Genomic DNA, 12,433 nt, shown 5'->3' with positions numbered 1-12,433 from the left:
GAAGCGGTTGGAATAAAACGAATTTGCCTGGCGGCAATAGCGCGGTGGTCCCACCTGACCCCATGCCGAACTCAGAAGTGAAACGCCGTAGCGCCGATGGTAGTGTGGGGTCTCCCCATGCGAGAGTAGGACACTGCCAGGCATCAAATTAAGCGTGCTGATATGGCTCAGTTGGTAGAGCGCACCCTTGGTAAGGGTGAGGTCCCCAGTTCGACTCTGGGTATCAGCACCACTTTATTTAAAGTGGGTTTAGAAGTTCGGCAGAAAAAAGAATTTGCTTGGCGGCAATAGCGCGGTGGTCCCACCTGAACCCATGCCGAACTCAGAAGTGAAACGCCGTAGCGCCGATGGTAGTGTGGGGTCTCCCCATGCGAGAGTAGGACACTGCCAAGCATCAAATAAAACAACAAGCCTCATGTGAAAGCATGGGGCTTTTTGTTTTGTCTGTTATTTGGTGTTCTGCTCGAGCATGGGCATGCGAAAGGCCCGTCGGGAACGGGCCTTAACGCCGCTTGCGGCGGCCCCGCAGGGGAGAGTCTCAGGATGAGACGAATACTGTAGGACACTGCCAAGCATCAAATAAGCCAAGAGGCCATCCGAAAGGATGGCCTTTTTGCTTTTCATCCGCTTTACTCCCTCTGCTTATATCCCGGCGCAGGCCGTGCAATGAAACATTTTCACCTTTTCGCTGAATGCTCGACAGCGACGAAAAAAAACGCTATCTTCGGGCATCTAGAAGTCTAAACGTATAAATGGATGTGTGAGGGTTAAGCAATGCCGATTCGTGTTCCTGATGAGTTACCTGCGGTCAATTTCTTGCGCGGTGAGAATGTCTTCGTGATGACATCCTCGCGGGCAAAAACACAGGAAATCAGGCCACTGAAAGTGCTGATCCTCAACCTGATGCCAAAGAAGATCGAAACGGAAAACCAGTTTCTGCGTCTGTTGTCCAACTCGCCGCTGCAGATTGATATCCAGCTGCTGCGCATCGACAGCCGCGAATCGAAGAACACGCCGGCCGAGCATCTGAACAACTTCTACTGCGACTTCGAGGATATCCAGAATGAGAACTTCGATGGCCTGATCGTCACCGGTGCGCCGCTGGGGCTGGTTGATTTCTGCGATGTTGCCTACTGGCCGCAGATCGAGCGGGTCATTGACTGGGCCAAAAACCACGTCACCTCCACGCTGTTCGTATGCTGGGCGGTACAAGCGGCGTTGAACATCCTGTACGGCATTCCCAAGATGACGCGCGAAGTGAAGCTCTCCGGCGTTTATCCGCACCAAACGCTGCAGCAGCATGCGTTGCTGACACGCGGCTTCGACGAAAGCTTCCTGGCGCCGCATTCACGCTATGCCGATTTTCCGACCGAGGTGATTCGCCAATATACCGACCTGGATATTCTGGCCGAATCCGAGCAGGCCGGCGCCTACCTGTTCGCCAGCAGGGATAAGCGCCTGGCGTTTGTCACCGGCCATCCTGAGTATGATGCCCTGACCCTGGCCGGGGAGTATTGTCGCGACAGCGAAGCTGGCCTCGATCCTGCCGTACCGCTCAACTACTTCCCCGATGACAACCCCGCACTGACACCGAAAGCCACCTGGCGCAGCCATGGCCACCTGCTGTTTTCCAATTGGCTCAACTATTACGTCTACCAGATCACGCCTTACGATCTGCGCCATATGAATCCGACTCTCGACTGATCTTTTCTCCCTGCCGGCGGCTGAATCGAGGCCGCCGCGCTGTTGATCCTCTGCACGATCCTCTTTCTACCGGTCACTTTCCCCAGAAAACCATTGGCTAACAACGCGTTAGCCTATTTTTGCGATTCTATTGGAACCGGTTTCCTTACCTGTTAGTTATGTTATTTGTTCTAACCAATTGATAATAAAGTGTTAATAAAATATTTAATAATAAAATGGAAATGGTTTTTGATTTTTATTTTTTGTTGAGTATTCTTAGAGCTATCGGGATGAGATCTGACCAGTTTAGGATCGTTTCATCCGCCCTGATCCACAGTGATTTCTGATGAAAATGCGCCGGTCGTTCGGGCGCAACGATGGGAAGGAGCAAGGTCATGACGCAACAGATAGCAGGCACGGAGTTAAGGTTTACCCAGGGTTTCGCCGCTGCGGAGCGCCAGGTATTAACGGATGAAGCGGTTGAATTCCTGGCGGAACTGGTGGGGAAATTCACGCCGCGGCGCAATGAGCTGCTGGCGGCGCGTGCCCGCTGGCAGCAAAATATCGATCGCGGCGAGCTGCCTGGATTTATTTCGGAAACCAATTCCATTCGTGAAGGCGACTGGCAGATCCGCGGCATCCCGCAAGACTTGCGCGATCGCCGGGTCGAGATCACCGGGCCGGTAGAACGCAAGATGGTGATCAATGCGTTGAACGCCAACGTAAAAGTATTTATGGCGGACTTCGAAGACTCCCTGGCGCCAAGCTGGGACAAAGTCATCGACGGTCAAATCAACCTGCACGATGCGGTTAACGGCACCATCTCCTACACCAATGAAGCCGGCAAGATCTACCAGCTGAAACCGAATCCGGCGGTGTTGATCGCTCGCGTGCGCGGCCTGCATTTGCCGGAGAAACACGTCTTGTGGCGTGATGAAGCCATCCCCGGCGGCCTGTTCGATTTCGCGCTGTACTTCTACCACAACTATCGTCAGCTGTTGGCCAAGGGCAGCGGCCCGTATTTCTACCTGCCGAAAACCCAGTCCTGGGAGGAAGCGGCCTGGTGGAGCGATGTCTTCAGCTTTACCGAGGATCGTTTCGATCTGCCACGCGGCACCATCAAGGCGACCGTGCTGATCGAAACCCTGCCGGCGGTGTTCCAGATGGACGAGATCCTCTATCACCTGCGCGATCACATCGTCGGCCTGAACTGCGGCCGCTGGGATTACATCTTCAGCTACATCAAAACGCTGAAGAACCACGGCGATCGCGTGCTGCCGGATCGTCAGTCGGTGACCATGGAGAAACCTTTCCTCAGCGCCTATTCACGTCTGTTGATCAAAACCTGTCATAAGCGCGGCGCCTTCGCCATGGGCGGCATGGCGGCGTTTATCCCGAGCAAAGACGCTGAGAAAAACGCCTGGGTGCTGAACAAGGTGCGGGCGGATAAAGAGCTGGAGGCCAACAATGGCCACGATGGCACCTGGGTGGCGCACCCGGGGCTGGCGGACACGGTGATGGAGGTGTTCGGCAAGGCATTGGGCGATCGCCAGAATCAGCTGGACGTGATGCGTGAGCAGGATGCGCCAATCAGCGCCGCGCAGCTGTTGGAACCATGCGACGGCGAACGCACCGAAGCGGGGATGCGCGCCAATATCCGCGTGGCGGTGCAGTACATCGAAGCCTGGATCTCCGGCAACGGCTGCGTGCCTATCTATGGGTTGATGGAAGATGCCGCGACGGCGGAGATCTCCCGTACCTCTATCTGGCAGTGGATCCACCACGAGAAGAGCCTGAACGACGGGCGCCCGGTCACCAAGGCGCTGTTCCGCCAGATGTTGCAAGAAGAGATGTTGGTGGTGCGTGAAGAAGTAGGGGAAGCGCGCTTTAACGCCGGCCGGTTCGAAGAGGCGGCGCGCCTGATGGAGCGCATCACCACGCAAGATGAATTAATCGATTTCCTGACGTTGCCCGGCTATGAGCTGCTGGCCTGAACTTTCCCAATCAACCCTACATGACTGAAAGGATAAAAATTATGTCTACCTCTCGCTCTCAACAGATCCAGCAGCTGGAACAGGAATGGAAATCGGCCCGTTGGGAAGGCATCACCCGCCCTTACAGCGCCGAAGACGTGATCAACCTGCGCGGTTCGGTCAACCCGGAATGTACCCTGGCGCAAAACGGCGCCGCCAAACTGTGGGCGTTGCTGAACGGCAAGGCGCGCAAAGGCTACGTGAACTGCCTGGGCGCGCTGACCGGTGGCCAGGCGCTGCAGCAGGCTAAAGCCGGCGTCGAGGCTATCTACCTGTCCGGCTGGCAGGTGGCGGCCGACGCCAACAGCGCGGCGGCCATGTACCCTGACCAGTCGTTGTATCCGGTGGACTCGGTGCCGAAGGTGGTCGAGCGCATCAACAACACCTTCCGCCGCGCCGATCAGATCCAGTGGGCGAACCAGATTGAGCCGGGCAGCAAAGGCTACACCGATTACTTCCTGCCGATTGTCGCCGATGCGGAAGCCGGCTTCGGCGGCGTGCTGAACGCCTTCGAGCTGATGAAAGCGATGATCACCGCCGGCGCCGCCGGGGTGCACTTCGAAGACCAGTTGGCGGCGGTGAAGAAATGCGGTCATATGGGCGGCAAAGTACTGGTGCCGACACAGGAAGCGATCCAGAAGCTGGTCGCCGCTCGCCTGGCCGCCGACGTGCTCGGCGTGCCGACGCTGGTGATCGCCCGTACCGACGCCGATGCGGCCGACCTGCTGACGTCCGATTGCGATCCGTATGACAGCGCCTTCGTCACCGGCGAGCGCACGGCGGAAGGCTTCTTCCGCACCCATGCCGGCGTCGAGCAGGCGATCAGCCGCGGCCTGGCCTATGCCCCTTACGCCGATATGGTGTGGTGCGAAACCTCAACGCCGGATCTGGATGCCGCTCAGCGCTTCGCCGACGCCATTCACGCTAAATACCCGGGCAAGCTGCTGGCCTACAACTGCTCGCCGTCGTTCAACTGGAAGAAGAATCTCGACGATCAGACCATCGCTCGCTTCCAGCAGGCGCTGTCGGACATGGGCTACAAGTATCAGTTCATCACGCTGGCGGGCATCCACAGCATGTGGTTCAACATGTTTGACCTGGCGCACGCCTATGCGCAGGGCGAAGGGATGAAACACTACGTCGAGAAGGTGCAGCAGGCGGAGTTCGCCGCGGTGGATCGCGGTTACACCTTCGCGTCGCACCAGCAGGAGGTGGGCACCGGCTACTTCGACAAGGTCACCACCATCATTCAGGGCGGCGCCTCTTCGGTCACCGCGCTGACCGGTTCGACGGAAGAACAGCAGTTCTGATGCGGCAAGCTTGAAGACGTTTCACCCGGAGCCTGCATGCGCAGGCTTCTTTTTCTGGCGGGGGTAAGGATGGCGGCAAAACTGGAGTTGTTGATCGCACAGACGATCCTGCAGGGCTTCGATGCGCAGTACGGCCGCTTTCTGGAGGTGACCGCCGGCGCGCAACAGCGCTTCGAGCAGGCGGACTGGCCGGCGGTGCAGCAGGCGATGAAAAAGCGCATCCATCTGTATGACCATCACGTCGGCCTGGTGGTGGAGCAGCTCAAATGCATCACCGGGCAGAAATATTTCGACGCCGACTTCCCCAGCCGGGTCAAAGCGGTCTATATCGACCTGCTGCCGGACTACCCGCGTTTCGAGATCGCCGAAAGCTTTTTTAACTCGGTCTATTGCCGGTTGTTCAAGCATCGCGATCTGACGCCGGACAAGCTGTTCGTGTTCAGTTCGCAGCCGGAACGGCGTTTTCGCGACATTCCGCGTCCGCTGGCGCGCGATTTCACCTCCAATGGCGATCTGCCGGCGATGCTGCGCAGCGTACTGAGCGATCTGCCGCTGCGGTTGCCGTGGGAGGATTTGACGCGCGATATTCGCTATATCACCCAGGCGCTGCAACGCGCCTTCAGTCCGCAGCAACTGGCGGGGGCCACCTTTCAGATCGCCAACGAACTGTTTTACCGCAACAAGGCCGCCTGGCTGGTTGGCAAGCTGCGCCTGGCCGACGGCGTTTACCCGTTCCTGTTGCCGATCCACCACAGCGAATCGGGCGCGCTGTTTATCGATGCCTGCCTGACCGGTAAGGCCGAGGCCAGCATCGTCTTCGGCTTCGCCCGTTCTTATTTCATGGTCTACGCGCCGCTGCCGGCGGCGATGGTGGAATGGCTGCGCGAGATCCTGCCGGGCAAGACCACCGCCGAGCTGTACATGGCGATCGGCTGCCAGAAGCACGGCAAAACTGAATGCTACCGCGAATACCTGACCTTTATGGCGCAGTCGCAGGAGCAGTTCATCATCGCGCCGGGGGTGAAGGGCATGGTGATGCTGGTGTTTACCCTGCCGTCCTTCGATCGGGTGTTTAAAGTGATCAAGGACGAATTCGCCCCGCAAAAAGAGGTGACGCAGGCGCAGGTGATGGCTTGCTATCAGCTGGTGAAAGAGCACGATCGCGTCGGGCGTATGGCGGATACCCAGGAGTACGAAAATTTCGTCGTCGACAAGGCGCGCCTCAGCCCGGAACTGTTGGCGGAGCTGCGGCGCGAAGTGCCGGGCAAACTGGAAGATCTCGGCGATCGCATCGTGATTAAGCACCTGTATATGGAACGGCGCATGACGCCGCTGAATCTGTATCTGGAGCAGGCCAACGACCAGCAGATGCGCGATGCGATTGAAGAGTACGGCAATGCCATCAAACAGCTGGCCGCCGCCAACATCTTCCCCGGCGACATGCTGTTCAAGAACTTTGGCGTGACGCGCCACGGGCGGGTGGTGTTCTACGACTACGACGAGATTTGCTACATGACCGAGGTCAACTTCCGCGATATCCCGCCGCCGCGTTATCCGGAAGATGAGTTGGCCAGCGAGCCGTGGTACAGCATCGCGCCCAACGACGTGTTCCCGGAAGAGTTCCGCCACTTTCTGTGCGGCGATCGGCGCATTCGGCAGGTGTTTGAAGAGCTGCACAGCGATCTGTTTACCGCGGAGTATTGGCGCGGATTGCAGCAGCGCATCCGCGAAGGGCATGTGGAAGACGTATTCGCTTATCGCAAGAAGCAGCGGTTCAGCCAGCGCAGCGGGGCGGCGCTGCCGGCCGCCACCGCTGCGATGTAAATCAGGCCTCGGCGCCCGCGACGGCGGCGCGCGCCAGTTCAGTGATGCGCGCGTAGTCGCCGCTTTCGAGCGCGTCCGCCGGCACCAGCCAGGAGCCGCCGATGCACAGCACGCTTTTCAGCGCCAGATAGCTGCGGTAGTTGTCCGGTGAGATGCCGCCGGTCGGGCAGAAGCGCACCTGCGGGAACGGGCCGCCGATCGCCTGCAGCGCTTTTACGCCGCCGTTGGCTTCCGCCGGGAAGAATTTAAACTCGCGCAGGCCGTAATCCATGCCCTGCATCAGTTCGGAAACGGTGCTGATGCCCGGGATCAAGGGAATGGAACCGGCGGTGGCGGCTTTGAGCAGCTCGTCGGTCAGGCCTGGGCTGATGGCGAACTGCGCACCGGCTTCGGTCACTTCCCGCAGCTGCTGCGGATTGATCACCGTACCGGCGCCGATGATCGCTTCCGGCACCTCTTGGGCGATGGCGCGAATGGCGTCCATGGCGCAGGCGGTGCGCAGCGTCACCTCCAGCACCCGCACGCCGCCGGCGACCAGCGCTTTCGCCAACGGCACCGCATGTTCCAGCTTGTTGATCACGATGACCGGCACCACCGGCCCCGCCGTCAGGATCTGCTCGGCGCTTGTTGTCCACTTGTTCATGCTGACGTTCTCCTCTGTGGCCGCCGCCAGGCGGCGATGCGGCCAGGCTATCGATTAAAATTTGATGCAGCAGGCGCCCTGCTCGGCACCGGACAGCTGGCTGCGCAGCGCGCCGAACAGCTCGCGGCCGCAGCCGATGTGTTCGGCGCTCAGATCGGGTTGGCAAGGCGTGCGCCGCGCCAGCTCCTCGGCGTCGACCAGCACCTGCAGCTCGCCGCTACGGCCGTTGACGCGGATCGGATCGCCGTCGCGCACTTTCGCCAGCAGGCCGCCGGTATAGGCTTCCGGGGTGACGTGAATGGCGGAAGGCACCTTGCCGGAGGCGCCGGACAGGCGGCCGTCGGTCACCAGCGCCACTTTGAAGCCGCGATCCATCAGCACGCCCAGCGGCGGCATCAGCTTGTGCAGCTCCGGCATGCCGTTGGCCTGCGGCCCCTGGAAGCGCACCACCACCACGCAATCGCGATCCAGCTTGCCGGCTTCGAACGCCGGCACGATATCGTGCTGGCTGTCGAACACCACCGCCGGCGCTTCGATGATCTGGTTATCGGCGGGTACCGCCGAGGTTTTCATCACCGCGCGGCCCAGATTGCCGGCCATCACTTTGGTGCCGCCATGATGCTCAAAAGGTTGAGCGACGCTGGCGATCACGCTGGCGTCGAGCGAGCCGGCCACGCCTTCGCGCCATACCAATTGGCCGTTGTCCAGCCACGGTTCCTGGGTATAGCTGCGCAGGCCGAAACCGGCCACGGTGTGCACGTCTTCGTGCAGCAGGCCGTGTTGCAACAGCTCGCGCACCACCAGCGGCACGCCGCCGGCGGCCTGGAATTGGTTGATGTCGGCCGGGCCGTTCGGGTAGATGCGGCACAGCAGCGGCACCGCCTCCGACAGCTCCGAGAAATCGTCCCAGGTGATGATGATGCCCGCCGCCCGCGCCATCGCCACCAGATGCATGGTCAGGTTGGTGGAGCCGCCGGTGGCCAGCAGCGAGACGATGCCGTTCACCACCACTTTCTCGTCCACCAGGCGGCCGATCGGCAGGTAGTTGCCGGCGGTATCGGTCAGTCGGGTCACCTGGCGCGCGGCGGCGTCGTTCAGCGCGTCGCGCAGCGGCGTGTCAGGATGGACGAAGGAGGCGCCCGGCAGATGCAAACCCATCACTTCCATCACCATCTGGTTGGTGTTGGCGGTGCCGTAGAAGGTGCAGGTGCCGATGCCGTGATAAGAGGCCGCCTCGGCCTCCAGCAGCGCCAAACGGTCGGCCTTGCCCTCGGCGTACAGCTGGCGCACGCGCACTTTTTCCTTGTTCGGCAGGCCGCTGCTCATCGGGCCGGCCGGCACGAACAGCGTGGGCAGGTGGCCGAAGGAGAGGGCGGCCATCACCAGCCCCGGCACGATCTTGTCGCAGATGCCGAGGAACAGCGCGCCGTCGAACATATTGTGCGACAGCCCGACGGCGGCCGACATGGCGATCACGTCGCGGCTCATCAGCGACAGCTCCATGCCGTCCTGCCCCTGCGTCACGCCGTCGCACATCGCCGGCACGCCGCCGGCCACCTGGCCCACGGCGCCCACCGCCTTCAGCGCCTGTTTCAGCCGCTGTGGGTAATGTTCGTACGGCTGGTGGGCCGACAGCATGTCGTTGTAGGCGGTGATGATGGCGATATCGCTGCGCACCATGTTTTTCAGCGACGCCTTGTCATCGGGCTGACAGGCGGCGAAACCGTGGGCCAGGTTGCCGCAGGCGAGCTGCGCGCGGTGGACGGTTTGGGAGCGGGCCGCCTTGATACGCGCCAGATAGGCGGCGCGGCTGGCCTGGGAACGGTCGATGATGCGCTGTGTGACACGGGACAAGGTTGGATTAATCATGCCTTCCTCACATTGCTGTTGTTATAGTCGCCGCCTGTGGCGGTGCCCCCGGGGGTGATTTGCAGCCCTGGTGTGCAAGGCCGGGGGCGATGTGGATTTAAAACATCGTGAATGCAATCATGCCGATGACGCCGCCGACGCTGCCCAGAATGGTTTCCATCACCGTCCAGGTTTTCAGCGTTTGCAGTTCGTTGGCGCCGGTGAATTTGCCGAACAGCCAGAAGCCGGCGTCGTTGACGTGGCTCAGCACGATGGAGCCGCCGGCGATGCAGATGGCCAGCGCGGCCAGTTGCCCGCCGCTGAGCCCGAGCTGGCTGGTGACCGGCAGCACCAGGCCGACGGTGGTCAGGCAGGCGACGGTGGCCGAGCCCTGGATCACCCGCACCATGGCGGACAACGCGAATGCGGCTACGGCGATCGGCAGGCCGGCGCCGATCATGGCGTCACCCAGCGCCGGCCCGACGCCGGAATCCACCAGGATCTGCTTGAACACCCCGCCGGCGCCGGTCATCAGCAGGATGATCCCGGCCGGCTGCACCGCGGCGGAGCAGATGGCCAGCGTCTGTTCGTTGCTCATGCCGCGCGGTTTCGCCAGACCGTAAATCACGATCAGGCAGGCCAGCAGGATGGCGGTGAACGGGTGGCCGATAAACTCCAGCCACTGCTGCAGCTGTGAACCTGGAGTGACCAGCCGCGCGCCGATGGTTTTCATGCCGACCAGCACCAGCGGGCACAGCACCAGCGCCAGGCTGAAGCCGAACGACGGCAGATTGCCCTTGGTCAGCGTCGGCTCATTTTCTTCCGGCGGCATCGGCCAGTTGACGAAACGGCTGATAAAGCTGCCGTACAGCGGGCCGGCGATCAGCATGCCGATCACCGCCGCCACCAGGCCGATGGCGATCATCCAGCCGAAATCGGCCTTCATCTGCGACGCCAACAGCATCGGCACCGGCCCCGGCAGCAGGAAGGAGGCGGCGGCGGCCACGCCGGCGAACAGCGGGATCGCCAGCTTGACGATATTACCGTCGGTGCGGCGCGCCACGGCGAACACGATGCCGATCAGAAGCACCACCGCCACGTCGAAGAACAGCGGCAGCGCGCAGATCAGCCCGGCGATGCCGAGCGCGTAGTGCGCCTTGCTTTGTCCGAATCGTTTCAGCAATTGCGCCGCAATTTGATCGAGCGCGCCGACCTCATGCAGGATCTTGCCGAACATCGCCCCGAGCGCCACCACGATCGCCAGGAAGCCCAGCGTGTCGCCCATGCCTTTCTGCATGGTGTCGGCGATGTGTTCCAGCGGCATGCCGGAGAAAATGCCGGCGGCGATGGATACCAGCATCAGCGCGACGAAGGCGTGCATGCGCGCCTTCATCACCAGGAATAACAGCAGTAAAACCGAGCCGACTGCGGTACCGACCAGCGTTACAGTACTCACGCGCACACGTCCTGCGGCAGGAAGCTCTGGATATGGCGCACGGTATCGGCGATCACCGCGTCCAGCGGCTGATTGATGTCGATCGCCATCACGTCGTTCTCGTCGGCGCCCGGTTGCTCCAGCGCGGCGAACTGGGTGACCAGCATCTGCGGCTTGAAGAAGTGGCCGTTGCGCGCCGCCAGGCGGGATTCGATCACCGGGAACTCACCGTGCAGATAGATGAATGACAGGTTGCCGTTGCCGGCGCGCAGGCGGTCGCGATACTGCTTTTTCAACGCCGAGCAGACGATGATCGACACGTTGTTGGTGCGCTGCATGGCGAAGGCGGCGTCGTTGAGCGCGGCCAGCCACGGCGCGCGATCGTCGTCGTTCAACGCCTCGCCGGCGGCCATCTTCAGGATGTTGCTGCGTGGGTGCAGGAAGTCGCCGTCGAGGAAGCCGGCGGAGAGTTGGCGGGCCGCGGCGGCGGCGACGGCGGACTTGCCGCTGCCGGAAACGCCCATAACGACGTAAATGCGATTTTGATTGTTGGTCATGGCTTAGCTCCAAAACACCGGGTGACGTTACCTTCGTTCAGTTTGATTGTTACCGGTAACATGTTATCGGTAACATTGTCGAAGGAAGTTTGAGCGGTTGCAATGGGCTTTCGCCGTGAGGATCGTTAACTGTGATCGGCTTCAAGCTTTTTTCCTGTGCGCTAAACAGGATGCCGACAGCCTGTTACATGCTGACAACAGAGCATGGCAGGGGAGCAGGGGCGTGCTGGGGCGCCCCTCGGATGAGCGGGATTAGCGCACGCCGCCGTAGGCCAGGCTGATCTCTTTCGACGCGTGGATCACCAGCGCGCCCAGCTCGATCACGCGATCGTCAGTGATGCGCGACACCGGGCCGGAGATGGAAATGGCGGCGAAGGCTTCGCGATGCTCGTCGAAGATGCAGGCCGCCACGCAGCGCAGGCCGAGCGCGTGCTCCTCGTCGTCAAAGGAGAAGCCCTGCTTGCGGATCTGCGCCAGTCCCTCTTTCAGGTTGTGCGGCGTCAGGGTGTGCGGCGTGTAGGTGTGCATGCCTTTCTTGTGCAGCAGTTTGGTCACCTGATCGTCCGGCAGGGTGGCGAGGAACGCTTTACCGGCGCCGGAGGCGTGCATCGGCAGTTTGCCGCCGATCGGCGCCGACATGCGCATCAGCGCCGTGCACTGCACCTGATCGATGATGATCGCCTGGTACTCGCTGGTATCCAGCACCGCCAGGTTGACGGTTTCGCCGGACTCTTCCATCAGGCGGCGCAGCGTCGGATGCACCATCGCCAGCAGGTTGCGGCTTTGCAGGAAGCTGCTGCCGACCACAAAGGCGTGCGAACCGATGGTCCACAGGCCGAGATCGCCGACCTGGCGCACGAATCCCTGCTGCTGCATGGTGGTGAGCAGGCGGTGAGTGGTGGAGTTCGGCAGGCCGGCTTGCTGGGCCAGATCGGTCAGGGCCACGTTGCCCTGGGCTTCCGAAATGTATTCCAACAGTTTCAGGCCACGGGTCAACGATTGTACCTGACCGGTCGCCGCACTGGCGGCGGGGGCTGCTGCGCGGGGCTTCTTGCCGCGCTTGGCGGGAGCAGGGGTGGCCATGGGTGAGATTCCTTTTT

Annotated in this window: 9 protein-coding genes, 1 tRNA gene and 2 rRNA genes; 7 read left to right on the top strand and 5 right to left on the bottom strand. The window is 61.3% G+C overall.

What is annotated here, in order from left to right:
- The first annotated feature begins 26 nt into the window (after positions 1-26).
- The 7 genes from rrf (ACOWVD_RS15820) (at position 27) to aceK (ending at position 6,850) form a co-directional block, all read left to right on the top strand.
- Positions 27-142, top strand: a 5S ribosomal RNA gene (rrf, locus tag ACOWVD_RS15820).
- Positions 143-156: 14 nt separating this feature from the next.
- Positions 157-232: transfer RNA gene (locus ACOWVD_RS15815), tRNA-Thr, on the top strand.
- A 45-nt stretch (positions 233-277) separates the two neighbouring features.
- Positions 278-393, top strand: a 5S ribosomal RNA gene (rrf, locus tag ACOWVD_RS15810).
- Positions 394-774: 381 nt separating this feature from the next.
- Entirely contained in the window at positions 775-1,704 is a 930-nt protein-coding gene (gene metA / locus ACOWVD_RS15805) for a homoserine O-acetyltransferase MetA (RefSeq protein ID WP_049241384.1), read from the top strand.
- A 374-nt stretch (positions 1,705-2,078) separates the two neighbouring features.
- The gene (gene aceB / locus ACOWVD_RS15800; protein WP_015379256.1) at positions 2,079-3,677 is read left to right on the top strand and encodes a malate synthase A; all 1,599 of its coding nucleotides are present in this window, start codon (positions 2,079-2,081) and stop codon (positions 3,675-3,677) included.
- Positions 3,678-3,718: 41 nt separating this feature from the next.
- Positions 3,719-5,026 (top strand): isocitrate lyase, encoded by a 1,308-nt coding sequence (aceA, locus tag ACOWVD_RS15795; protein ID WP_004936630.1) that lies wholly within the window; start codon positions 3,719-3,721, stop codon positions 5,024-5,026.
- 69 nt (positions 5,027-5,095) lie between these two features.
- The gene (gene aceK, locus ACOWVD_RS15790) at positions 5,096-6,850 is read left to right on the top strand and encodes a bifunctional isocitrate dehydrogenase kinase/phosphatase (RefSeq protein WP_033631950.1); all 1,755 of its coding nucleotides are present in this window, start codon (positions 5,096-5,098) and stop codon (positions 6,848-6,850) included.
- A gap of 1 nt (position 6,851) precedes the next feature.
- Here aceK and ACOWVD_RS15785 read toward each other — a convergent pair whose 3' ends face one another.
- From ACOWVD_RS15785 to iclR, 5 genes are all read right to left on the bottom strand, one after another.
- Positions 6,852-7,493 (bottom strand): bifunctional 4-hydroxy-2-oxoglutarate aldolase/2-dehydro-3-deoxy-phosphogluconate aldolase, encoded by a 642-nt coding sequence (locus ACOWVD_RS15785; protein WP_004936635.1) that lies wholly within the window; start codon positions 7,491-7,493, stop codon positions 6,852-6,854.
- Between the two features lie 54 nt (positions 7,494-7,547).
- Complete coding sequence (gene edd, locus ACOWVD_RS15780) at positions 7,548-9,362, bottom strand: phosphogluconate dehydratase (RefSeq protein WP_421105658.1); 1,815 nt, start codon at positions 9,360-9,362, stop codon at positions 7,548-7,550.
- Between the two features lie 97 nt (positions 9,363-9,459).
- Positions 9,460-10,797, bottom strand: a complete 1,338-nt coding sequence (gntU, locus tag ACOWVD_RS15775; RefSeq protein WP_046897204.1) for a gluconate transporter — start codon at positions 10,795-10,797, stop codon at positions 9,460-9,462.
- Positions 10,794-11,333, bottom strand: coding sequence for a gluconokinase (gene gntK / locus ACOWVD_RS15770; protein ID WP_004936645.1), 540 nt, complete (start codon positions 11,331-11,333; stop codon positions 10,794-10,796). The genes gntU and gntK overlap by 4 nt, the downstream gene beginning before the upstream one ends.
- Positions 11,334-11,585: 252 nt before the next feature.
- The gene (iclR, locus tag ACOWVD_RS15765; protein WP_021505158.1) at positions 11,586-12,416 is read right to left on the bottom strand and encodes a glyoxylate bypass operon transcriptional repressor IclR; all 831 of its coding nucleotides are present in this window, start codon (positions 12,414-12,416) and stop codon (positions 11,586-11,588) included.
- Positions 12,417-12,433 lie beyond the last annotated feature (17 nt).

This window comes from Serratia sp. SA088 (genome assembly GCF_049065515.1).
GTDB classification, from domain to species: domain Bacteria; phylum Pseudomonadota; class Gammaproteobacteria; order Enterobacterales; family Enterobacteriaceae; genus Serratia; species Serratia nematodiphila.
Note: the sequence above shows the minus strand (reverse complement) of the source record. Positions and strands in the feature narration are given on the sequence as shown.

What these genes read in the sequence shown, in the direction of transcription:
- metA (WP_049241384.1), top strand. Translation starts at nt 775, where the DNA reads ATGCCGATTCGTGTTCCTGATGAGTTACCTGCGGTCAATTTCTTGCGC.
- aceB (WP_015379256.1), top strand. Translation starts at nt 2,079, where the DNA reads ATGACGCAACAGATAGCAGGCACGGAGTTAAGGTTTACCCAGGGTTTC.
- aceA (WP_004936630.1), top strand. Translation starts at nt 3,719, where the DNA reads ATGTCTACCTCTCGCTCTCAACAGATCCAGCAGCTGGAACAGGAATGG.
- aceK (WP_033631950.1), top strand. Translation starts at nt 5,096, where the DNA reads ATGGCGGCAAAACTGGAGTTGTTGATCGCACAGACGATCCTGCAGGGC.
- ACOWVD_RS15785 (WP_004936635.1), bottom strand. Translation starts at nt 7,493, where the DNA reads ATGAACAAGTGGACAACAAGCGCCGAGCAGATCCTGACGGCGGGGCCG.
- edd (WP_421105658.1), bottom strand. Translation starts at nt 9,362, where the DNA reads ATGATTAATCCAACCTTGTCCCGTGTCACACAGCGCATCATCGACCGT.
- gntK (WP_004936645.1), bottom strand. Translation starts at nt 11,333, where the DNA reads ATGACCAACAATCAAAATCGCATTTACGTCGTTATGGGCGTTTCCGGC.
- iclR (WP_021505158.1), bottom strand. Translation starts at nt 12,416, where the DNA reads ATGGCCACCCCTGCTCCCGCCAAGCGCGGCAAGAAGCCCCGCGCAGCA.